Here is a 22212-nt window from a genome sequence, read left to right as displayed (position 1 = left end):
CAGGCCGGTAATGAAAACAGGCTGACCCTGGTCAGCCTGTTTTGCGTATTGCCGCCAGACAGCGATCAGTAAGGGACCACCCGGTCGTTGCCACCGCCAGTCAGTACGCGAACGCGCTGACCGGCAGTCAGCGGGATGTCGGCGTCCTGCACAATGGAAATCATCCGGCCACTGCCATCCAGTTTCACCGTCACTTCCAGAGCATTCTTGCTTCCAATGCTGCGCTGGGCGGCATTGGCACCGAAGCCGCCGGCCAGGGCGCCGACAATGCCACCGGCAATAGAACCGCGGCCACCGCCCAGCTCACTGCCAGCCAGGCCACCCAGGGCGGCCCCGCCCAGGGTCAGCAGTTCGTTGTTCTTGCCTTCCATCTTGACATTGTTCACCGAAACCACGGTGCCCAGTTCTACGGTTTGGGCGCGGCGCATCTGGCCCTGCGAGTAGACTGCAGCGGAGTCGGAGGTGGCGCAGCCGGAGAGCAGGCCCAGCGACAGGCTGCCCAGCATTACCAGGCGAGTCATCTTGTTGAACATATATCCTCCCTCGGATGTCAATTGCGGGTTTGTTGTTGCAGGTGGCGGGCGATCGCCTGGCTGCACTGGGCGATCAGCGGTGGTCCCTGATAGATCAGGCCGCTGTACAGCTGCACCAGTGTGGCGCCGGCTTGCAGCTTTTCTACTGCATCTTCGCCGCTGAGAATGCCGCCTACCCCTATGATGGGCAGGCTGCCGTCTAGTTCACGTGCCAGTTTGCGGATCAGTTGCGTCGAGCGTTCGCGCACCGGTGCGCCGGACAGGCCGCCGGCTTCGTCCTGCAGCGGATGGCCGGCGATCTCGCTACGCGACAGCGTGGTATTGGTGGCGATGACGCCATCGATCTGGTGGACGGTCAGCAGGCGGGCGATGTCGGCAATCTGTTCGTCGTCCAGGTCCGGGGCAATCTTCACGGCCAGCGGCACATGGCGGCCATGCTGGTCGGCCAGTTGCTGCTGGCGGGTCTTGAGCGCGGCCAGCAGGCGCGACAGCTCGTCACCCTGCTGCAGCTGGCGCAGGTTCTTGGTATTGGGCGAGGAGATGTTGACCGTGACATAGCTGGCATAGGCATAGACCTTGTCCAGGCAGCTCAGGTAGTCGTCCACCGCGTTTTCAATCGGGGTCACGGCATTCTTGCCGATATTGATGCCCAGCACGCCGTTGAAGCGGCAGTTGCGCACATTGTCGAGCAGGACATCGACGCCGCGGTTGTTGAAACCCATGCGGTTGATGATGCCCTGGTGTTCCGGCACGCGGAACAGGCGCGGTTTGGGGTTGCCATCCTGCGGGCGCGGCGTGATGGTGCCGATTTCCAGAAAGCCGAAGCCCAGCGCTGCCAGTGCGTCGATATGATCGCCATTCTTGTCCAGGCCGGCGGCCAGGCCAACCGCATTGGGAAAGGTCAGGCCCATGGCCTTGACCGGTGCCCGGGTCACGGCCGGAGCGGCCAGACCAAGCAGGCGCAACTGGTGCGCCTTGTCCATCAGCTGCAGGGTGTGTTCGTGGGCGGTTTCTGCGTCAAATCTGAACAGCAGAGGGCGCAGAAGCGGGTAGAGCATGAGTGTCTCCGGGATGAATTTGCCCGCTAGTATAACCGGGCAATGGCCCGGAGCCGAAGCCTCACGGTCAAATCCACCCCCGGTCAGGCCGTGTCAGAGTATCTGGCAGGCTTCGTCAAAAGCGAAGCGCGGCGAGCGGGCATGCAGCTTGCCGGCTTCGCCATAGCCCAGGTTGATCAGCACATTGGACTTGAATCGCCCATCGGCAAAGAAGGCCTGGTCGACTCCGGCATTGTCAAAACCCGACATCGGACCGCAGTCCAGCCCCAGCGCGCGTGCCGCCATGATCAGATAGGCAGCTTGCAAGCTGCTATTGCGCGCGGCGGTGGCGGCAATGGCGGCATCGTTGCCTTCAAACCAGCTCCTGGCATCGGCATGCGGGAACAGCCGTGGCAGGTGCTCATAAAACTGCATGTCCTGCGCCACGATCACGCAGACCGGTGCGGCCATGGTCTTGTCGACATTGCCTTCCATCAGGAAGGGCCGCAGTTTTTCCTTGGCGGCAGCGGTCTTGAGGAAGACGAAGCGGGCTGGCGAGCAGTTGGCGCTGGTGGGGCAGAGCTTGAGCAGGTCAAACAGCTGATGCAGGGTTTCGTCGCTCACCGGACGTTGTTGCCAGTGGCTGTGGCTGCGGGCGTTGTGAAACAGCTGTTCCAGCGCAGTGGCGGATAGCGGGGTGGTCATGGGCTCCTCCTGATTGGTATTGTGCGGGCGTCTGACTATTTGCCGGCCGGGGCTGCTGCCGGTGCCGGGGTGGTGGATGGCTGTGATGGCAGGACCTCTGCCTCGTTCTGGTCTTCGGCCAGCACGGTAATGGACACGCGGCGATTGGTGGCGCGGCCGTCCGGTGTGGTGTTGTCGGCCACCGGCAGGTTTTCGCCCCGTCCTACCGCAACCAGCCTGGCCGGGCTGATGCCGTTTTCCTGAAACAGGCGCACCACGCTGCCGGCGCGCGCGGCGGACAGTTCCCAGTTGGAAGGATAGGTGGCGGTCTTGATGGGGACGTTGTCGGTAAAGCCTTCCACCCGGATCTGGTTGTCCACCTTGGACAGCAGGGCGGCCATGCCGGCCATGATCTGCCGTGACTGGTCGTTGGGCGAGGCCTGTCCCACCGGGAAGAGCGCGGTGTCACGAATATCCACGGTAATGCCCTTGGGGCTCTGGGTGATGTTGACCTGGCCACCCTTGACCAGCGGGTCCATTACCTTGGCCAGGTCAGCGGCCAGCGAGCCGAGTTTGACATTGGGCTCGACATGGTGATCCCCGGTGACCGCCTTGGCGATCGGTTTGGTCTGGGGGACCTGGATCATGGTGTTGGCCCCGCCGGTAGGCGGGGTGGTATTGATATTGATGGTGGAGCCGCTGCGAAAGGCATCGACAATGGCCGAGGACAGTACCCGGTACTTGCCCTCGTTGACCGAGGAAATGGCGTACATCACCACGAAAAAGGCGAACAGCAGGGTGATGAAGTCGGCATAGGATACCAGCCAGCGTTCATGGTTTTCGTGTTCTTCTTCCTGTCGGCGGCGTCTGCTTGCCATGTGTGCTCCGCGATAAGGGCTGTTGTCAGAACAGGCGGGTATTGAACAGGCTGCGCACGCCCCCGGCAAATTCGACGCCTATCTTGCGCGCCACACGGCTGGACAGGTCATCCTGCTGGGTGTAGTCCACCGTCTTTTCCGCCTTGATGATGTCACGCGCCACCGAACGGGTATTGCCAAGGCCGTCGGCCAGTCCCAGCGGAATGCCCTTTTCGCCTATCCACACCATGCCGGAAAACAGCTGCGGGTCGTTTTTCAGCCGACTGCCGCGGCCATCGCGTACCGCCTTGATGAATTGCTGGTGGATGTCATCCAGCAACTGCTGACGGATGGCTTCCTGCTTGGGATTGGTGGGGGAGAAGGGGTCGCCCATCGCCTTGTTTTCACCGGCGGTTTTCAGGCGGCGCTCCACCCCCAGCTTGTCCATCAGGCCGGTAAAGCCAAAGCCGTCGGACAGCACGCCGATGGAGCCGATGATGCTGGCCTTGTCGACGAAGATCTTGTCCGCAGCCGCAGCGATGTAGTAACAGCCGGAGGCGCACACTTCCTGCACCGTGACATACACCGGGATGGCCGGGTGCAGTTTTTTCTGGCGGCGGATTTCATCATAGGCCATGCCGGACAGCACCGGGCTGCCGCCTGGGCTGTTGGCTTCGATGATGATGCCGCGGGTGCCGCGGTCGGTGTAGGCGTCTTCCAGGGCGGCGCTGAGTTTTTCGGCGGTGTTGTTGTCGCTGTCGATCACGCCATCCAGGCTGATGACGGCGGTGTGGCCGCTGCCAGTGAGGGCCTCGGCCGATTTGTCTTCATTGCGCATAAAGGCAAAGGCCAGCAGGCTGCCGATGATGCCCAGCCACACCAGACGGAAAAAGATTTTCCAGCGGCGGGCGCGGCGTTGTTCCACCACGGCGGCCATGGCCAGTTTTTCGACCAGCTGGCGTTCCCAGTTCGGTGTGTCGTTCATTGTGCTTGCCCTGAGTGCGAATGTCGGGAGTCTAGCAAAAATCAGGCCGGCATGACATTCAGCCACACCTGGCCATCTGCTTCATGCAGCGGCAGTGCTTGCAGGCCGTGGCCGCGGCAGGGGCCGCCAACGCAGCGGCCATTATTGGGCAGGTAGAGCGCGCCGTGCATGCTGCACACCAGATACTGGCCGGACAGGTCGAATACATTGCCGTCCTGCAAGTCCAGCTCGATGGGGATGTGGCGGCAGGCATTGATATAGCCATATACCCGGCCCTGGTAGCGCAGCGCCAGGGCGGACAGCGGCTTGCCATCCGCACCGTCCAGCGTGAAGCGCACGGCGCGGCCGCTATCCTGCAAGTCCGCGCTGGCGCAGATCAGTCTAGCCGTGTCAGCAGCCATTGCTGCAACTCCGCAAAGCTGTGGACGATGGCCTGCGGCTGGCACGCCTGCAGCAGCTGCACATCGTGCGCACCATAACTCACACCAACACCATGCGCACGCGCGTTCAGTGCCATGTTGAGGTCGTGGCTGGTATCGCCAATCATCACGGTGCGCGCCAGTTCCACGCCCAGTTCGTCGCTGATTTCCTGCAGCATGGCCGGGTGCGGTTTGGAATGGCATTCGTCCACGGTGCGGGTGGTGTCGAACAGCGGCCCCAGCCCGGTTTCCGCCAGCAGGCGATTGAGGCCCACCCGGCTGTTGCCGGTGGCCACCGCCATGAATACGCCACGCTCACGCAGGGCGTGCAGGCCCTCGCGCACGCCGTCGAACAGCGTCACGCCATCATCGCTGCTGCGGTAATGGCGGATAAAACATTCGGTGAGTGCCTTGTGCTGGGCATCGTCAAGGCCGGGGCAGGCCAGATGCAGCGCCTGGTCCAGCCGTAGGCCGATGACATGGCTGGCGGCCTGGCGCTCCGGCACCGGCAAGCCCAGTTCGCGGCAGGCATTCTGGATGGAATGGGTGATGTGCGCCGTGGAGTCCATCAGCGTGCCATCCCAGTCGAATACCAGCAGGTCGTAGTGGCGTGCCATCAGTTTCTCAGTTTCTTCAGAAAGCCTTCCAGCTCAGCCGGCAGCGGCGCTTCCAGCTTCAGTGGCTCGCCGGTGAGCGGGTGGGGCAGGCTCAGGCTGCGCGCATGCAGGAACATGCGTTTCAGGCCGCGCTTGGCCAATTCTTTATTAAAGGCGAAATCGCCATATTTTTCGTCACCGGCAATCGGGCAGCCGCTGGCCTGCATGTGCACGCGGATCTGGTGGGTACGGCCGGTACGCAGATGGGCTTCCACCAGGGTGAAGTCGGCAAAGCGTTCGATGACGCTGAAATTGGTGTGGGCAAACTGGCCATCGTCGCCCTCGGCCACCTTGACGCGACGTTCGCCGTCGGCAGTGTGGAATTTGAACAAGGGCAGCTTGACACTCTTGTTGCTCGGGTCCCAGGAACCCAGCCCCAGCGCCAGATAGCGCTTGTCCGGCACATTGGCACGCATCATGTCGTGCAGCTTGACCAGTGCCGAGCGCTTCTTGGCCAGCATCAGCAGGCCGGAGGTTTCCCGGTCCAGCCGGTGCACCAGCTCCAGGTATTTCCAGTCGGGATGGGCCTTGCGCAGTTGTTCGATCACGCCAAAGGACACGCCGCTGCCGCCATGCACCGCCACGCCGGCCGGCTTGTCGATCACCAGCAAGGCATTGTCTTCGTATACCACCGGGAAGCTGCCAGGCGGCACCTCATTGACCGGGCGCTCGGCCACGCGGATGGGCGGAATGCGGATCTGGTCGCCCGCCTGGATGCGGTAGGACGCATCGATCCGGCCCTTGTTCACCCGGACTTCACCCGAGCGCAAGATGCGATAGATATGGCTTTTGGGCACGCCTTTGAGGATGCGTACCAGGAAGTTGTCCAGCCGTTGGCCGGAATCTCCATCGTCCACGTCAAGAAACGTGACGGAGTCTTTGCGAATGTCAGTCATATTGCTTATACTTCGTGCGCTCGACCGCACATTTCAGTGCGATGACAGCGTTCCGGAAAGCCATGGTCACAGGCAGTATTGCCGCGTGATGCTGCTGCGGGAAAGTGAACCGGCCGGCAGGGTGTTGACCCTGACCTGATGCCGCGTCAACCGGCCGCAGCCAAGGTTAACTCGCTCACCAAAAAGCAGCGATGGTAATGCATTTAGTCGCATAACGCACTCACGAGTATTCCATTTCCTGATGCAGAGCCAGTCAGGAGATCTTGCAGCAAAGTTTGACCCGGCACGCAGCCCTCCAGTTTGTCCAGCTCGCCCGCGATGGCGGGCTGGAAGAAAATTTCCGATGCGCTAATGCGCTCAAACCCTCGGGCCCGTGTGAATTTAGTCAGGAAGTAGGCTTGATATCTCGGTTGTAATGATCTTTATACCAACACTTCTTTCGGAAAGCGCCCATCAATAGCCTCTGGGCCGTCAAATACTGGCTGCATCCCTTGCGTGAGTGCCGCGCAGGGAACGTTTATGAAACGCATGTTGTTTAATGCAACGCAGGCTGAAGAGCTGCGCGTTGCCATCGTCGACGGGCAAAAGCTGGTCGACCTCGATATCGAAACCGTTGGCAAAGAACAACGCAAAGGGAACATCTACAAGGGCATCATCACCCGTATCGAGCCCTCCCTCGAAGCGTGCTTTGTCGATTACGGCACCGAGCGCCACGGCTTTCTGCCGTTCAAGGAAGTATCCCGCTCCTATTTCCAGGGCTATGACGGTGGCCGTCCGCGCATTCAGGACGTGCTGCGCGAAGGCATGGAAGTGGTGGTCCAGGTCGAAAAGGACGAGCGCGGCAACAAGGGTGCAGCCCTGACCACCTATATCAGTCTGGCTGGCCGCTATCTGGTGCTGATGCCCAATAACCCGCGTGGTGGTGGCGTATCGCGCCGCATCGAGGGTGAAGAGCGTCAGGAACTGAAAGACCTGCTGGCCCAGCTGGAAGTCCCCAATGGCATGAGCCTGATTGCCCGTACCGCCGGTATCGGCCGCAATCTGGAAGAACTGCAATGGGACATGGGTTACCTGATGCAGCTGTGGCGCGCCATCGAAGGTGCGGCCGGCTCGCAGAATGCGCCTTTCCTGATCCTGCAGGAAGGCAGCCTGGTGATTCGCGCCATCCGTGACTACTACCATCCGGATATCGGCGAAATCCTGATCGACACCGACGAAATCTACGAACAGGCCCGCCAGTTCATGAGCCACGTGATGCCCAATATGGTGCACCGCGTGAAGCTGTACAAGGATCACGTCCCGCTGTTCTCGCGCTTTCAGATCGAACACCAGATCGAAACCGCCTTCTCGCGCAGCGTGCAGCTGCCGTCCGGTGGTGCCATCGTGATCGACCACACCGAGGCACTGGTCTCCATCGACGTCAACTCCGCCCGCTCCACCAAGGGTGCCGACATCGAGGAAACCGCACTGCGCACCAACGTTGAAGCCGCCGAAGAAATCGCCCGCCAGCTGCGTCTGCGCGACCTGGGCGGTCTGATCGTGATCGACTTCATCGACATGGAAAACCCGAAAAACCAGCGCGAAGTGGAAAACAAGCTGCGCGATGTGCTGAAGCACGACCGCGCCCGCGTGCAAATGGGCAAGCTGTCCCGCTTTGGCCTGCTGGAACTGTCGCGTCAGCGTCTGCAACCGTCGCTGGGTGAAACCAGCCACGAGCCTTGCCCGCGCTGCCATGGCATCGGCTTCATCCGTGGTACCGAATCCTCCGCCCTGCACATCCTGCGCATCATCCAGGAAGAGGCGATGAAGGAAAACACCGGTGCGGTACACGCCCAGGTGCCGGTGGATGTGGCCACCTTCCTGCTGAACGAGAAGCGTGCCGAAATCCACTCCATCGAAGAACGCCTGGATGTGGATGTGGTGCTGATTCCCAACATCCATCTGGAAACCCCGCACTACAAGATCGTGCGCGTGCGTCACGATGATCTGGCCGAGCTGGGCGATGGCCCGAGCTATCTGCGCGTGGAAGTGCAGGAAGAAGACATCATCACCAACTTCGGTCAGGAAAAGCCCAAGGTCGAACGTCAGGAAGCCGCCGTCAAGGGCATCACGCCGCAACAGCCGGCTCCGGTGTCCAGCCAGCCCGAAGTCGCGGCAGCGGTAGCCCCGGTGGTGGCCGAGCAGGGTGTGATCGGCCGTTTCTTCGGCTGGGTCAAGAGCCTGTTTGCCGAGCCGGAAGCGGCACCGCAGGAAACCGAAAAGAAAAAGCCGGCAGCTGCGCCGCAGCCGCGTGACGGTCAGCGTAATGGCAACCGCCAGCGCAATAACGAACGTCGTCCGGGCAGCCAGGCACGACGTGACCATCATGAGCGTCGTCAGGGCGAAGAAGCCGGCAAACGCCCGGCCGAAGCCCGCCAGGATGGCGAGCGTCAGGATGGCCGCCGTCAGCAGCGCAATGAGCGCCCTGATCGTCAGGAACGTCCGGAGCGCGTAGAGCGTGCCGAGCGCGCCGAACGTCCGGAGCGTGGCGAACGTGCCGAGCGTGGCGAACAGCCGCAACGCGAGCCGCGTCAGCGCCGTGAACGCGAACCGCGTGAAAACCGCGAGCCGCGTGAGCAGAATGCGCGTCCGCAAGCGGAAGAACGTGGCGAGCAGCCGTCCGCCCCGCAAGCCGCGGAAAAGTCCTCGCGTCGTCGTCAGCCGCAAGCCGAGCGCAATGAAGCCGACAAGCCGCAGGCCAATGCAGCAGAAGAACTCAAGCTGAACAGCGCCGAAGGCGTGGAAGCTGCCGCCGAATCGGCTGAACAGCAAGAGCGTGGCGAGCGTGGTCGTCGTCGTCGTGGTCGTCGTGACCGTCGTCGTGAGCCGCTGGAAGGTGAAAACACTGCAGCGCTGGGCGAAGCCGGCGAAGTGCTTGCTGCCGCTGCAAGCGGTGTGCTTGCTGCAGAAGCGCTTGCTGCCGTGGACGCTGCTGCGCAGCCGGAAGCCGTGCAGCCGGTCGAGCCAGTGGCAGCCGTGACGGTAGAGCCGCTGGCACAGCCTGCGGTCGAGCCGGTGGTAGCCGAGGTGGCCGTCGCAGCCGAGGCGCCTGTCCAGACCGAAGCGCAGCCTGTGGTGGCGGAAGCCGCAGCAGTGGCGGTCGAGCAGCCTGTGCCGGAGCCCGTTGCGGTAACGGAACTGCCCGAACAAGCCCCGGCAGTGGTGGAGGCCCCGGTAGAGGTGGTTGCTGCTGCGGTGGTGCTGGAGCAAGTCAGCACGGTCGTCGAAGTGCAGCCGCTCAGCATTGAGCCTGCCGTGGCCGAGGTGGCTGTAGTAGCCGAGCCGGTTGCGGCAGAGCCGGTGGTGGCTGTGGTCGAGCAAGTGGTGGAAGTGGTCGCTGCGCCGGTGGCCGAAGTACAGGCTGCCCCGGCAGTGACTGCTGTGGAAACCAAGCCGGAAGTTCCGGCCGACCTGGGTGGTCTGGTCATGGTGGCCACCAAGGCCGTGGTACAGCAGGAACAGCCGCAAATCGAAGTGCCGGCCGGTCCGCGTCGACGCGATGTGGTTCGTCAGGCTGCCGAGCAGGCAGCGCCGGTGGCGGTAGCCTTGCAGCAAGTGGAAACCCGCAATAACTGATGTATTCCGTCGGGCCTCTGAAAATTCAATTCAGGGGCTTGACGGCCAGGTCGGGTTTTTATAGAATTGCGTTCTCTCAAGGCAATTCCCTGATAGCTCAGTCGGTAGAGCGACGGACTGTTAATCCGCAGGTCGCAGGTTCGAGCCCTGCTCGGGGAGCCAAGCATTCAAAGCCCAGTCAGCAATGACTGGGCTTTTTGCATTGGCGAATCCCTCCCGGGGGCAGCGTACGGCGCAGCTTTCGCAGAGATGATCATCAGCGGTGCAGCCGCGTGCGGGGGCAGGGGGACTGGCTGGTGGAGTGATGTTGAAACGGTATTTTTGGCCTGCCGGCTTGCTGTCGGCATGCCGGCAGCAGCCCGGCCGACAGTTGCCCTGTCGTGCCGGGCTGTGTTGTTTTCATTGGCAAGCGGCAATCTTGGCCGTGCTGGCGGCTTTGATGTATAAAACAGCAAGTTCCGCGCAGATGTGACCACCATGGGTGCGCCGCATTTTTCAGACGGGACAGGACCAGACCAGAAGCTCATCCAATAAAAACAAACTCATAGGAAGTCAGAGGATGACCATCAAGCTCAAGTTTACACTGCTGCTCTCCATCGCCTTGCTGGCCTTGCTGGTGGTCAGCGGTGTCGGTCTGTGGCAGCTCAGTGCAGCCCAGAGCCGTTTCGAATACATCAGCAGCAATACCTTTCCCAGTCTGAAAGCCCTGCAAACCGCCCAAACCGCCATGTACGGCATGCGTGCGGCCCTGCGCAACCATGTGTCGCATGTGCAGCAGGAAAAAAAGCTGGAAGACGAAAAGGCCATCGAAAGCAGCCGGCAACAGTTTGACAAGGCGGTCAGCCTGTATGAAACCGAGCTGGCGGTGGATGACAGTGACCGCCAGATGGTGAAGCAGGCCAAGGCGGACATGGCGCAATACCGCGCGGCAATGGACGAGTTTTTCAATAACTCGCGCTCCAACTACATGTCGGTGGCGACCGCCATGCTGGAAAGCGGCAGCCTGTTCCAGCTGTCCGGCAAGCTGGAGGCCGATCTGAACAAGCTGATCAGCTACAACTATCAGCTGGGCAACCAGCAAAACGAGGCAAACCACAGCGCTTACAATGCGGCCAAATGGTTGCAGACCGTGCTGGCCCTTGTCGTGTTGCTGGGCACGGCCTGCGGTGGCTGCTTGCTGATCCGTGCCATCACCCGTTCGCTGTCCGACATGCAGCTCACCATGGAGCGGGTCAGCCAGCAGCGTGATTTCAAGCTGCGGGTCAGCAGTGACAGCAAGGATGAGCTGGGGCGCACCGCCGCTGCCTTCAACAGCCTGCTGGACAGCCTGCAGCAAAACCTGCTGCAACTGCGCCATGGTGCACAGGATGTGATGGCTTCTTCGCAAAAGATGAATGAAGCGGCCGATGACATCTACCAGGCTGCATCGGCGCAGAGCGAGTCCTCTGCCGCGGTGGCGGCCACCATCGAGCAGATGACGGTGAGCGTCAACCATGTGGCCGAGCGTGCCGACGAGGCACAGCTGCTGTCGCAAACCTCCAGCCGCCAGGCCGAAGCCGGCTCGGTGACCATCGGTCAGACCATTAGCGATATCCGCGATATTTCCGCTGCCATCACCAGTGCCAGCGACGCCTTGCGCGGGCTGAATGCGCAAAGCAGCCAGATCGTGTCGGTGGTGCAGGTGATCCGTGATGTGGCAGACCAGACCAATCTGCTGGCACTCAATGCCGCCATCGAAGCGGCGCGCGCCGGCGAGATGGGCCGCGGCTTTGCCGTGGTGGCCGACGAGGTGCGCAAGCTGGCCGAGCGCACGGCCAGTTCCACCCAGGAAATATCCGCCAGCCTGCAGGCCATGCAGCAGGCCTCGTCAGCGGTGGTGGAGCAGATGAAAAATGCGGAAATGCTGGTGGAGGGCGGTGTCAGCCGCGCCGATGAAGCCGACCGTGCCATACAGAGCATAGGGGAGGCGGCTGCCAGCACCACCGGCATGGTGGCGGACATCTCGGTGGCGATCAAGGAGCAGGGCCTGGCCAGCAACAGCATTGCCCAGCAGGTGGAGCGCATCGCCCAGATGTCGGAGCAGGCCAATTCGGCCGCTTCGCAAACGGCTGGCAGTGCCAAGGACTTGCGCGGTCAGGCCGAGCGCCAGATGCAGATCATCGCCCAGTACCAGCTATAGACAGTACCCGGTCGGCTGAGGGCCATTCACCGTGTGGGTGGCTGGCCCCGCGTGCTGTCCTGGGTGCTGGCAAGCGCTGCAGCGCAGTGCCGGCATGGCTTGAAGACGTCATCATGGCTGCCGGGCGCTGTGATAAAATCGCTGACATATTTTTACAGGCTGAGGCCAACTGCGTCGCCCGCTGCGCTTGCTTCCATGTAGATCACCCAGAGCCTTTTGCCGATGAAACGACTGTTACAGTCCCGTTCCGAACTTTCCCAGGTTTTGCAGACCTTCCGCCAAACCTTCTACCAGCTGGCGGGCTTCAGTGCCGTGATCAATCTGCTGATGCTGCTGCCTTCCATCTACATGCTGCAGATCTACGACCGGGTGCTGCACAGCCGCAACGAAACCACGCTGCTGATGCTGACGCTGATGGTGGTGGGCCTGTACGGCCTGATGTCGCTGCTGGAGCTGGTGCGTTCTGCAGTACTGATACGGGTGGGAAACCGTCTGGACATGCAGCTGAACTTTCGTGTGTTCACGGCCGCTTTCGAGCGCAATCTGCGCCGGAACAACGGCAATGCCGGCCAGGCCCTGCATGATCTGACCAGCGTGCGCCAGTTTCTTACCGGCAACGGGCTGTTCGCCTTCTTTGATGCCCCCTGGGCGCCCATCTACCTCGCCGTTACCTTTATGTTTCACTGGATACTGGGTCTGTTTGTGCTGGGGGGCATGCTTATTCTGTGTGCGCTGGCCTGGCTGACCGAGCTGTCCACCCGCAAACCGCTGGCCGAGGCCAATCAGGCGGCGATTGCCGCTGGCAATTACGCCAACAACAATCTGCGCAATGCCGAAGTGATCGAGGCCATGGGCATGTTGCCCGCCTTGCGCGAGCGCTGGTTCCTGTTTCAGAGCCGGGTGCTGGAAAAACAGACCGAGGCATCGGACAAGGCCGCGCGTATCGGGGCGATTTCCAAGCTGGTACGGCTGTCGCTGCAGTCGCTGGTGCTGGCCGTCGGGGCCTTGCTGGCCATCCAGAATGAAATCTCTCCCGGCATGATGATTGCCGGCTCCATCCTGATGGGGCGCGCGCTGCAGCCGGTGGAAATGGCCATCGCCACCTGGAAGCAACTCATCGGCGCACGTAGCGCCTATCAACGGCTGGATGATCTGCTGGCCGAGTATCCGGCCCGCCTCAGTGGCATGAGCCTGCCACGGCCGCAGGGCAATGTGCAGGTCGAGGCAGTGGTGGCCGGTGCGCCGGGCGGCCATGCGCCCATTCTCAAGGGCATCAGCTGCGCCATGCAGCATGGCGATATCGTCGGCATTGTCGGCCCCAGCGCGGCGGGCAAATCAACACTGGCACGCCTGCTGGTCGGGATCTGGCCGGCGCAATCCGGCAAGGTGCGGCTGGATGGCGCGGATATCTTCCAGTGGAACAAGGACGAATTGGGCCCGCATATCGGCTATCTGCCGCAGGATATCGAGCTGTTTGAAGGCAGCATTGCCGAGAACATCGCCCGCTTTGGCGATATCGATTCGCAACTGGTGATCGAGGCCGCCACCAGGGCCGGTGTGCACGAGATGATTCTGCGCTTCCCCCAGGGCTACGATACCCGGCTGGGCGATGGCGGCAGCATGCTGTCCGGCGGGCAGAAGCAGCGTATCGCCCTGGCCCGTGCCATCTACGCCAGCCCGGCTTTCGTGGTACTGGATGAACCCAATTCCAATCTGGACGATGTTGGCGAACAGGCACTGATCCACACCGTGATGGACCTGAAAGCACACGGTACCACCGTGGTGCTGATCACCCATCGCACCAGCATTCTCAATGCGGTGGACAAGCTGCTGGTGATGCGCGATGGCCAGTTGCACCTGTTCGGCCCGCGCGATCAGGTGCTGTATGCGCTGAACCAGGCCGCCCAGCAGGCGCTGCAACAACAGCAGGCAGCCGCCCAGGACCAGGCCGGCCACACTTCCAACGAGAACCAGGCATGAATCTGTTCCACAAATTGACCGCCGCCCTCCGCCGTCCGCCGCCGGAGCACACCGCCAAGCCGGGCATCGAGCCGTTTGGCCGGGTGGATACCGATGATGGCCGCATAGGCCGGCGCGGGGTAAAGCTGTTGCTGGTCGGTTTTGGCGGCTTCATGCTGTGGGCGGCACTGGCACCGCTGGATGAAGGGGTCACGGCCAATGGCAGCGTCACCGTGGCCAGTAATCGCCAGACCGTGCAGCACCTGACGGGCGGCAGCATCGAACAGCTGCTGGTAGGCGAGGGGGCGCTGGTGAAAAAAGGCCAGTCGCTGATTGTGCTGAACGATACCGAGGCCCGTGCGCAGATGGGCAGCACCCTGGCGCAGTTCATCAGCGCCCGTGCCATCGAGGACCGCCTGCTGGCCGAGCGCGATGGCAAGCCGACGCTGGTTTTTTCGTCCGAGCTGGATGCGCTGGCCAGTGACCCGCGGGTGACGCAGGCCAAATTGCTGCAGACCCAGCTGTTCAATACCCGCCGCGCTGCCTTGCACAACGAATTGCAGGCCCAGGATGAAAACATTAACGGGCTGAAAGAACAGCTGCGCGGATTCCAGGGGGTAAAGGCCGCCCGCGCCGAGCAAAGCAAGTGGCAGGACAAGGAGCTGGAGGGCATACGCGAACTGGCTGCTGGTGGCTATGTGCCGAAAAACCGCTTGTACCAGCTGGAAAGGGCGGCGGCGGAAATCAAGGGCGAACTGGCGGATACCATTGCCAGTATCGGCCGGGTGCAGGACAGCATTGCCGAAACCAGGCTGCGCCGCATTGCGCGCCAGCAGGATTACCAGAAAGAAGTCGAGTCGCAGCTGACGGATATCCAGAAAGAAACCGACGCCTTGCGCGACCGGCTTACCGCCCAGCGCTATGCCGTGGCCAACAGCATCATCCGTTCGCCGATTGACGGACTGGTGGTGGGCTTGAAATTGCATACCGTTGGTGGCGTGGTGCAGCCGGGTCAGCCCCTGATGGATGTCGTGCCAACCCATCAGCCCTTGCTGATCGAAGCCACGGTCGACCCGGCCATGAGCGCCAAGGTGCATCCCGGCCTGCCGGTCGACATTACCTTCCCGGCGCTGAACCAGCAGAGCACCCCGGTGATACCCGGCGTGGTGGCCACTTTCTCCGCCGACCGCTTGCTGGATCAGAAAACCGGCGCGCCTTATTATCTGGCGCAAATCAAGGTCACCCCGGCTGGCATGCAGCTGCTGGGCAATCAGCAGGTGAAGCCTGGCATGCCGGCCACCATCGTCATCAAGAGCGGCGAGCGCACCATGTTGCGCTATCTGCTCAAGCCCATCCTGGATCGCATGAACCTCGCCTTCAAGGAGAGCTGAATGGCCGTACGCAGGCCTTGTCGTCTTTATGCGCTGCTCACCCTTCCGGCCTTGCTGCTGCCGGCCTTGGCCCAGGCTTATGGTTTGCTGGAGGGGTTTCAGCTGGCGCGGCAGAACGACCCGCAATACCAGTCTGCCAGCGCCGAGCGCGAAGCCGGCGCCGCCAACCGCCAGCTGGGGCAGGCGCAGTTGCTGCCTACACTGAGTGCCAGCTTCAACCGCAGCAAGGTCACCGGTTCGGATACCGCCCCCGATTTTTTTGGCACGCTGTCCACCTCGCCGCTCAAGTACATGAGCCAGGACGCGGCCATCCAGCTGCGCCAGCCGGTGTTCAATCTGCAACGCTGGGCCATCTACCAGCAGGGCAATGCCCGCGCCGACTACAGCGAGGCGGTTTTTTCCCGCAAGGAAAACGAACTGGCCGTGCGTTATCTGTCGGCCTATCTGGGTTTGTTGCTGTCACAGAAAAACATCGCGCTGAGCGAGGCCAAGCTGCATGCGCTCAGCAGCGCGCGCCAGCAGGCCCAGAAACTGTTCGAGCAGGGCGATGGCACGGTGACCGACATCCACGACGCCGAGGCGCGCATGGCGCTGGCCGAGTCGGAGTTGATCGAGGCCCGCAATATGCAGCTCATCGCCGAGCGCAGCCTGCTGGCCGTGACCGGCACACCGGCAACCGGGCTGGCCGAGCCGGGCAGTGATATCGGGCAATATCTGGGTGCCGAAGGTACGGTGTCCGACTGGCGCGACAAGGCCTTGCAGTACAGCCCGGACATCCGCGCGGCGCAGATGAATGTGCAGATCGCCGAACAGGAACTGCGCAAAGCCAAAGCCAGCAACTATCCCACGCTGGATCTGGTCGCCAGCAAGGACCGCTCCAGCGCCAGTTCCGTCTCCACCATCAATCAGCGCATCACCCAGAATGCGATCGGCATCGAGCTGAGCCTGCCCATTTTCAACGGCGGCTATAATTCGGCGCAGATCGTGCAAACCAGTGCGCAACACCGGCAGGCCCTGGCCGAGCTGGACAATGCCAGAACGCAGGTAGAGCTGGAGGTGACCAGGCAGTTTTATGGTGTCAGCAATGGTGCGCGCAAGGTGGCGGCACTGAAAAAAGCCGTGATCTCCAGCGAGGAAACGGTCAAGGCCAGCAAGCTGGGGCTGGGGGCCGGCGTCAAGACCCTGACCGACGTCCTCAATAGCGAGGAGCAGCTATACCAGGCACGCCGTGATTTGCTGCTGGCACAATACAACCAGCTGGTCAGCTGGATTGCCCTGCGTGCCGACAGCGGGGCCTTGCGTGGCGAAGACATGGTTTTGCTGGATCGCAATTTTTCCGCACAGGCCGGGCAGCCCTAGCCGCTTGCAGCCGTGCCGGCGTTTGCTCCATCGCAATGAAAAAACAGTAGCAATGATAACAGCGCACTGCCGGTCAAGGCAGTGCGCTGTTGTGTTGTGCTGAACAATTAGGCCAGATGCAGCTCGGCCAGCGCGGCGGCCGACAGGTTGACACCCACCAGCGAGATGGCCGGAGCACTGTCGTGAGTCAGGCCGTGCGCCCCGGCTCCGGTGCCACCCAAGGACAAGGAGAAGGTTTCGCTGGCCGACAGGCCGGAGGTGTCGGTGGCCTTGACGGTAATGGTGGCCGATTCGGTCTGGCTGCCCGGTGTGGCGACAAAGCTGTCGGTTTTGGCGTTGAAGGTAATCCAGCTGGGCAGCGCCTGGCCATTGGACTGCGTGGCACCGTAGGTCAGCGTCTGCCCTTGCGGATCGGTAAAAGTGCCTTGCGGTACGCTGATGTTCAGCGTGCCATTGGCATTGAAACTGATGGCCAGCGGCAGCTGGTTCACCACCGGGGCTTTGAGCACGCTCGCCACATCGTTGAGGGAGAAGGTTTCCGATGCGGACAGGCCGGCGCTGTCGGTGGCGGTCAGGGTAATGCCGAAAGTGCCAGCCGTGGTCGGTGCCGTGCCGGAGAAGGTTTCGGTCTGGGCATTGAAGCTCAGCCAGCTGGGCAAAGCCTGACCATTGGCCAGCGCGGCCTTGTAAGTGAGCGCCAGGCCTTGCGGATCGACAAAGGTGGTGCTGGGCAGGCTGATGCTGAAAGCCTTGCCGGCATTGATGGTCTGGTTGGCAGTCTGGGTATGCAGCGTCGGAGCGGCATAGCCATCGTTAAGGCTGAAGGTTTCCGAGGTGGACAGTCCAGCCTGGTTGGTGGCCACCACTTGCAGCGCCAGCGTGGTATTGGCGCTGGGCGCCGTACCGCTGAATGTCTGGGTTTGCGCATTGAAGCTCAGCCAGGAGGGCAGGGCTGCGCCACTGGCCAGCTTGGCGCTGTAGCTGAGGGTTTCACCTTGCGGATCGGTAAAGGTGCCAGCCGGCAGGGCAAAGCTGAAGCTGTGGCCGGGGGGGAGCTGCTGGGCCGCGGTGGCCTTGTTCAGCGTCGGAGCGTAGGCAGTATCGCTGATGGTAAAGGTTTCGGTGGTCGACAGGCCAGCCGTATCGGTTACTTTCACCAGCACCTGGGTCGAGCTGGAGCTCAGCGGCGTGGTGCCGGACAGGGTGTCGGTGCTGGCATTGAAGCTGAGCCAGGACGGCAGGGCCTGGCCATTGGCCTGGGTCACCTTGTAGCTGAGGGTCTGGCCTTGCGGATCGGAGAAGGCATTGGCCAGCGACAGCGAGAAGGCATGGTTGGCAGCCAGGGTCTGGTTGGCGGTCTGCGCCTTCAGAACCGGAGCGGCGTAGGCATCATTCAGCGTGAAGTTCTCTGATGTGCTGAGGCCAGCCTGGTTGGTGGCCACTACTTGCAGCGCCAGCGTGGTATTGGCGCTGGGTGCCGTACCGCTGAAAGTCTGGGTTTGCGCATTGAAACTCAGCCAGGAGGGCAGGGCCGCGCCACTGGCCAGCTTGGCGCTGTAGCTGAGGGTTTCACCTTGCGGATCGGTAAAGGTGCCAGTCGGCAGGGCAAAGCTGAAGCTATGGCCAGGGGTAACCAGCTGAGTTGCCGTGGCCTTGGCCAGGGTTGGTGCCAGTGCGGTATCGGTGATGGAAAAGGTTTCGCTGGCGGACAGGCCGGACGTATCGGTCACAGTTACCAGCACCTGCGTCGAGCTGGAAGTCAGCGGCGTGGTGCCGGACAGGGTGTTGGTGCTGGCATTGAAGCTGAGCCAGGACGGCAGGGCCTGACCGTTGGCCTGGGTTACCTTGTAGCTCAGCGTCTGGTTTTGCGGGTCGCTGAAAACATTACCCAGCGACAGCGAGAAGGCATGGTTGGCGGCAACGGTCTGGTTGGCGGTCTGGGCACTGATTACCGGCGCTTTGGGCACCAGCGGCACGGTGCCACCGGCATTGTCCACGGTGATGGTATCGCCGGCGGCCAGCAGGGTAGCCAGGCTGACTTCGAAAGTGGTGTTCCAGTATTGACCGCTCTGGCTGCCCCAGGGATTGCGAATTTCCAGATTGCCATTGGCTGCATCGATGCCATAGATCGACAGGGCATGGCCGGCCACCAGCTGCACTTTGCCGCCAGCGTCATAGCTCCAGGTGTTGGACGACAACACCAGGTCATCCCCGGCCGCGAGATGGGTTTTGAGTGAGCTTAATACCGTGGCATTGCTCAGGCCATTTTGCGAACCGGTACCGGACAGCGATGCATTATAGGTACGGCACAGCCAGCTGGAACCACTGGCGCAGAAGTCGGTGATCTGCGATGCCCCGGTAATCGACTCCAAGGCATATTCCGGCAGGCCGCCATTGCCGATGGCGGTAAAGCTGTTGCCGGTGTAGCTGTTGCCGGTGGTCACATTGATGGCCTGCAGCTGGGCATAGGCTTTTTCCAGCAGGGTCGCCCACATATTGCTGCCAGAGTTGCAGCCGGTTTGCAGCACATTGTTGACGGTGACGTACTCGGTGCTGCCATGGAAGTGGAAGGCCACGCCATAGCTACCGTTACCGTTCTCCGTAATCATGTTCTTGATGATGCCGGCGTTCTGGCTGGCCACTTCGGCAATCGACGACAGGAAGTAGCAGTCACCCAGTTTGCCCTGATTGATATCGCTGGCCAGCGGGCCGCTGCTGCCAAACAGGGAAGCAGTGCTGGTGCTGTAGGTGATTTTTGAGGTGGAGCCATCGACGGTGACGGTGGACGAGGGCAGGTCCGCACCCTGCAACCACTTGCCGTTTAGATTGCTCAATTGGGCAGCGCTGGAGCCGACAGCCAGATTGCCCAGGCTGCTGCTGGATGCATTGCCACCCGTCCAGGAGGCATTGGCGGCATTGCCGTTGACCAGCGCATTCAGGGTGTATTGGGAATAGGACGACGCCGTTTCACCAACATTCAGGTTGGTGACAATGCTTTTCAGATCATTGAACTGGCTGCTGGACAGCGTGGTCTTGTTGCTGGTCAGCTCGGCGGACAAATCAGTCACCAGCTTGGCCAGCCCGGCTTCGGTCACGGTACCGGACATGGCGTTCATGTCAGCCTTCAACACCGAGTCGGACAGCGTGGCAATCCACGATGGTGCCGTTGTGGCCGAGCTCAGCTTCAGCGTGCTGTTGCTGATCGCTGTAGTGGATGCGGTATTGGACAGCGCTGCCGTGCTGGCAGCCGTTGCACTGACCGTAGCGGCCAGCAGGCTGTTGGGCAGGGCCGACTGATAGACAGGCAAGGTCGGTGATGCAGAAACATTGCTTTGCCCCGGAAAACCGGCATCAGACAGCAAACCGTCGGCCGCCTTGGCGGAGGTCGCATTTGCCAGCACATTGTCTTGCTGACGGGGGAGAGTGTTTGAGGCGCTCATCGTTTTCCTTTGGGGATCCAAAGCAAAGCTAAAGGCGCTGTCAGCTACCGGGCGGTAGCAGGCAACTGGCTGACATGGGAACGCTAGGCGTCCGGTAGTCCCTTTAGTTTTGCGTCACCGGCTTTCACCGGCTTTGCCATAAGTTTCCTAATTTTACAGTTGAAAATACCGGTATTGCAATGTGGATTTTCCTTATGTATCGCTGGCGCTACAGTGCTTAACTATCTGTTTAAGCACTGCTTCCCGTTACCTGCAAACCCGACCCCGCTTTCCCCGGTGTGCCGGGTTTCTACCGATGAAGCAGGGGGTGGCAAGTGCCGTTACTTTGCAATCGGTTGAGGCTGGAGAGGTAAGAGCTTACTGTGCTGTGGAAGTCCACACCCTGGCGCGCTTTCCCACGCGCAAAGTTAACCCCGGTATCCGCGTGTCCTTGACTTCAACACGTGAATCCGGGGTTTTGATTCTGGCTATATAGCTGTCGGTCAGGTGCGCCTGCATCGTTCGTTCCGGGGTGACAACTGGGGTCGAACGCTACAGGCAAACACCTAAAACAGCTTATTCCTTGCTGGAAGCTTCCTCACCAGCGGCTGCGGCATCGCGTGCCTGCTGCTGGGCAGCACTACGGGCGTCGTAGTAGTCCTTGTTGGCCAGATAGTGCTGACGGCGGGCTTCCTTGGCCGCGGCTTTTTCCGCCAGTTCCGCCTGTTTACGGGCTTCTGCCTCGGCTTCCTGCTGCTTGCGGGCCTGACGTTTGGCTTCGCGGATGGCTTCTTCCGCTGCTTCCATGTCCGCCACTTCCTTCAGGCTCTTGGCCGGGCCGGTTTTTTCGAACCAGGCAACGGACTCGACGTGGGCGGTGTGCGGGAACATGTTAATGATGCCTGCGGCCTTGAGGGTGTAGCCCTTGGTGTTGACCAGTACGCCGGCATCCCGGGCCAGGGTGGCCGGATTACAGGACACATAGACGATGCGCTGCGGTGCGGTGTCGTCGGTCATGGCCTTGAGCAGCTGGATGGCACCATCTCGCGGTGGGTCTACCAGCATTTTGTCGAACTTGCCCAGTGCGGCAAAACTGGCCGGGGTGACTTCGAACAGGTTGGCCATTTCATAGCTCACCTTGTCCTGCAAGCCATTGTGGGTGGCATTTTCCACGGCACGCTTCACCAGGGCCTGGCTGCCTTCCATGCCGTGAACCGTGGCGCCGGAGCGGGCAATGGGCAGGGTGAAGTTACCGATGCCGCAGAACATGTCGGCAATGCGTTCGCCCGGTTGCGGATCGAGGAAGCTGAGGGCGCGTGCCACCATCACCGCATTGATCTGCGGGTTCACCTGGGTGAATTCGGTGGGGTAGTAGGGCATTTCCACGCCATATTGCGGGATGCTGTAGCTCAGGCGCGGGGCATCCAGCGGATAGATGGGATAACAGGTATCCGGGCCTGCCGGCTGCAGCCAGATCTGCAGCGGTCGCTGCGGCTGGCGGTGCTGGTCGGCGAACTGCTGCAGCAGCTTTTCGTCGGCCTTGCTGATGGCATCCATATTGCGGAATACCAGCACGTCCACCTTGTCTCCCACCGCCACTTCCACTTGTGGCATGCGGCTGTTGATCGACAGCTTGGCGATCATCTCGCGCAGCGGCATGATCAGGTCGGAAATATTCTTGGGCAGGATGTGACATTCGCGCATTTCGGCGATATAGCTGGAGTGCTTTTCATGAAAGCCCACGAGCACGCCACCTTTTTTCGGCACCATGCGGGCCGACAGGCGGGCACGGTGACGGTAATGCCAGGTCGGGCCGGCAATCGGGGTGAGAATGCGCTCGGCCTTCACCTTGCCGATAAATTTGAGGTTGTCTTCCAGAACGCGCTGCTTGATGGCGACCTGGGCAGTAAATTCGACGTGTTGCATGGAACAGCCGCCACAGGTGCCGAAGTGCGGGCAGGACGGCGTGGCGCGCATGAAGCTTTCCTTCAGCACGGCGGTGGTGTCGGCGTTTTCGTACGTGGGCTTTTTGCGATAGGCGCTGTATATTACCTTTTCATAGGGCAGTGCGCCGTCGATGAAAATGGTTTTGCCGTCGACGTGGGCGACCCCGCGGCCTTCGTGGTCAAGTGATTCGACCAGAGCAATGGTCTGTTGCTGAGTCATTGTATTCGTGTGGTAAGTCAGGCGGAAAAGCGTGATTTTCTCAAAATATGCGCCGCT

The 22212-nt window shown here is 61.5% G+C and carries 15 protein-coding genes, 1 tRNA gene and 1 riboswitch; of the genes, 6 read left to right on the top strand and 10 right to left on the bottom strand.

Features of this window, described 5'->3' with window-relative positions:
* Nucleotides 1-65 precede the first annotated feature (65 nt).
* From DFR38_RS06995 to DFR38_RS06960, 8 genes are all read right to left on the bottom strand, one after another.
* The gene (locus DFR38_RS06995) at nucleotides 66-521 is read right to left on the bottom strand and encodes an outer membrane lipoprotein (protein ID WP_233170294.1); all 456 of its coding nucleotides are present in this window, start codon (nucleotides 519-521) and stop codon (nucleotides 66-68) included.
* 29 nt (nucleotides 522-550) lie between these two features.
* Nucleotides 551-1591: a quinone-dependent dihydroorotate dehydrogenase gene (locus DFR38_RS06990; RefSeq protein WP_110313189.1), complete on the bottom strand. Its 1041-nt coding sequence runs from the start codon at nucleotides 1589-1591 to the stop codon at nucleotides 551-553.
* A gap of 93 nt (nucleotides 1592-1684) precedes the next feature.
* Complete coding sequence (locus tag DFR38_RS06985) at nucleotides 1685-2275, bottom strand: malonic semialdehyde reductase (protein WP_059286151.1); 591 nt, start codon at nucleotides 2273-2275, stop codon at nucleotides 1685-1687.
* 35 nt (nucleotides 2276-2310) lie between these two features.
* Nucleotides 2311-3132 carry a flagellar motor protein MotD gene (gene motD, locus DFR38_RS06980; protein ID WP_059286152.1) on the bottom strand — a complete coding sequence of 274 codons (822 nt, stop codon included), beginning with the start codon at nucleotides 3130-3132 and terminating at the stop codon, nucleotides 2311-2313.
* A gap of 25 nt (nucleotides 3133-3157) precedes the next feature.
* Entirely contained in the window at nucleotides 3158-4096 is a 939-nt protein-coding gene (locus tag DFR38_RS06975) for a S49 family peptidase (RefSeq protein ID WP_059286153.1), read from the bottom strand.
* 41 nt (nucleotides 4097-4137) lie between these two features.
* A complete protein-coding gene (locus DFR38_RS06970; RefSeq protein ID WP_059286154.1) occupies nucleotides 4138-4497 on the bottom strand; it encodes a Rieske (2Fe-2S) protein in 360 nt (119 codons plus the stop codon).
* Nucleotides 4473-5132: an HAD-IA family hydrolase gene (locus DFR38_RS06965; RefSeq protein WP_059286155.1), complete on the bottom strand. Its 660-nt coding sequence runs from the start codon at nucleotides 5130-5132 to the stop codon at nucleotides 4473-4475. Before DFR38_RS06965 ends, DFR38_RS06970 begins: the two co-directional genes overlap by 25 nt.
* On the bottom strand, nucleotides 5132-6067 hold the full coding sequence (locus DFR38_RS06960; protein ID WP_059286156.1) for an RluA family pseudouridine synthase: 936 nt from the start codon (nucleotides 6065-6067) through the stop codon (nucleotides 5132-5134). The genes DFR38_RS06965 and DFR38_RS06960 overlap by 1 nt, the downstream gene beginning before the upstream one ends.
* A 519-nt stretch (nucleotides 6068-6586) precedes the next feature.
* On the opposite strand from DFR38_RS06960, the gene DFR38_RS06955 reads away from it, so the two are divergent.
* The 6 genes from DFR38_RS06955 to DFR38_RS06930 all read left to right on the top strand — a co-directional run bounded on the left by DFR38_RS06955 (nucleotide 6587) and on the right by DFR38_RS06930 (nucleotide 16570).
* Nucleotides 6587-9682 carry an Rne/Rng family ribonuclease gene (locus tag DFR38_RS06955; RefSeq protein ID WP_110313188.1) on the top strand — a complete coding sequence of 1032 codons (3096 nt, stop codon included), beginning with the start codon at nucleotides 6587-6589 and terminating at the stop codon, nucleotides 9680-9682.
* An 86-nt stretch (nucleotides 9683-9768) separates the two neighbouring features.
* Nucleotides 9769-9844 (top strand) — tRNA-Asn (locus tag DFR38_RS06950).
* A gap of 397 nt (nucleotides 9845-10241) precedes the next feature.
* A complete protein-coding gene (locus DFR38_RS06945) occupies nucleotides 10242-11861 on the top strand; it encodes a methyl-accepting chemotaxis protein (protein ID WP_059285804.1) in 1620 nt (539 codons plus the stop codon).
* Between the two features lie 222 nt (nucleotides 11862-12083).
* The gene (locus DFR38_RS06940; RefSeq protein WP_059285803.1) at nucleotides 12084-13841 is read left to right on the top strand and encodes a type I secretion system permease/ATPase; all 1758 of its coding nucleotides are present in this window, start codon (nucleotides 12084-12086) and stop codon (nucleotides 13839-13841) included.
* On the top strand, nucleotides 13838-15211 hold the full coding sequence (locus DFR38_RS06935) for an HlyD family type I secretion periplasmic adaptor subunit (RefSeq protein WP_082693418.1): 1374 nt from the start codon (nucleotides 13838-13840) through the stop codon (nucleotides 15209-15211). Before DFR38_RS06940 ends, DFR38_RS06935 begins: the two co-directional genes overlap by 4 nt.
* The gene (locus DFR38_RS06930) at nucleotides 15212-16570 is read left to right on the top strand and encodes a TolC family outer membrane protein (RefSeq protein ID WP_059285802.1); all 1359 of its coding nucleotides are present in this window, start codon (nucleotides 15212-15214) and stop codon (nucleotides 16568-16570) included.
* 107 nt (nucleotides 16571-16677) lie between these two features.
* On the opposite strand, the gene DFR38_RS06925 is transcribed toward DFR38_RS06930, so the two are convergent.
* Together DFR38_RS06925 and rlmD are read right to left on the bottom strand one after the other, a co-directional pair.
* A complete protein-coding gene (locus DFR38_RS06925; protein ID WP_082693417.1) occupies nucleotides 16678-20010 on the bottom strand; it encodes a putative Ig domain-containing protein in 3333 nt (1110 codons plus the stop codon).
* A gap of 57 nt (nucleotides 20011-20067) precedes the next feature.
* A riboswitch (cyclic di-GMP riboswitch) is annotated at nucleotides 20068-20158 on the bottom strand.
* Between the two features lie 407 nt (nucleotides 20159-20565).
* Complete coding sequence (gene rlmD, locus DFR38_RS06920; RefSeq protein ID WP_059285799.1) at nucleotides 20566-22155, bottom strand: 23S rRNA (uracil(1939)-C(5))-methyltransferase RlmD; 1590 nt, start codon at nucleotides 22153-22155, stop codon at nucleotides 20566-20568.
* Nucleotides 22156-22212: the final 57 nt, after the last annotated feature.

The sequence above is a fragment of the Aquitalea magnusonii genome, assembly GCF_003202035.1.
GTDB classification, from domain to species: Bacteria; Pseudomonadota; Gammaproteobacteria; order Burkholderiales; family Chromobacteriaceae; genus Aquitalea; species Aquitalea magnusonii.
The sequence above is the reverse complement of the archived record's forward strand: the minus strand, read 5'-3'. Positions and strand labels throughout refer to the sequence as shown.

Coding starts and splice junctions, on each gene's coding strand:
- DFR38_RS06955 (WP_110313188.1), top strand. CDS start 6,587: ATGAAACGCATGTTGTTTAATGCAACGCAGGCTGAAGAGCTGCGCGTT.
- DFR38_RS06940 (WP_059285803.1), top strand. CDS start 12,084: ATGAAACGACTGTTACAGTCCCGTTCCGAACTTTCCCAGGTTTTGCAG.
- DFR38_RS06995 (WP_233170294.1), bottom strand. CDS start 521: ATGACTCGCCTGGTAATGCTGGGCAGCCTGTCGCTGGGCCTGCTCTCC.
- DFR38_RS06925 (WP_082693417.1), bottom strand. CDS start 20,010: ATGAGCGCCTCAAACACTCTCCCCCGTCAGCAAGACAATGTGCTGGCA.
- DFR38_RS06990 (WP_110313189.1), bottom strand. CDS start 1,591: ATGCTCTACCCGCTTCTGCGCCCTCTGCTGTTCAGATTTGACGCAGAA.
- DFR38_RS06965 (WP_059286155.1), bottom strand. CDS start 5,132: ATGGCACGCCACTACGACCTGCTGGTATTCGACTGGGATGGCACGCTG.
- DFR38_RS06935 (WP_082693418.1), top strand. CDS start 13,838: ATGAATCTGTTCCACAAATTGACCGCCGCCCTCCGCCGTCCGCCGCCG.
- DFR38_RS06930 (WP_059285802.1), top strand. CDS start 15,212: ATGGCCGTACGCAGGCCTTGTCGTCTTTATGCGCTGCTCACCCTTCCG.
- DFR38_RS06975 (WP_059286153.1), bottom strand. CDS start 4,096: ATGAACGACACACCGAACTGGGAACGCCAGCTGGTCGAAAAACTGGCC.
- DFR38_RS06960 (WP_059286156.1), bottom strand. CDS start 6,067: ATGACTGACATTCGCAAAGACTCCGTCACGTTTCTTGACGTGGACGAT.
- DFR38_RS06985 (WP_059286151.1), bottom strand. CDS start 2,275: ATGACCACCCCGCTATCCGCCACTGCGCTGGAACAGCTGTTTCACAAC.
- motD (WP_059286152.1), bottom strand. CDS start 3,132: ATGGCAAGCAGACGCCGCCGACAGGAAGAAGAACACGAAAACCATGAA.
- DFR38_RS06970 (WP_059286154.1), bottom strand. CDS start 4,497: ATGGCTGCTGACACGGCTAGACTGATCTGCGCCAGCGCGGACTTGCAG.
- DFR38_RS06945 (WP_059285804.1), top strand. CDS start 10,242: ATGACCATCAAGCTCAAGTTTACACTGCTGCTCTCCATCGCCTTGCTG.
- rlmD (WP_059285799.1), bottom strand. CDS start 22,155: ATGACTCAGCAACAGACCATTGCTCTGGTCGAATCACTTGACCACGAA.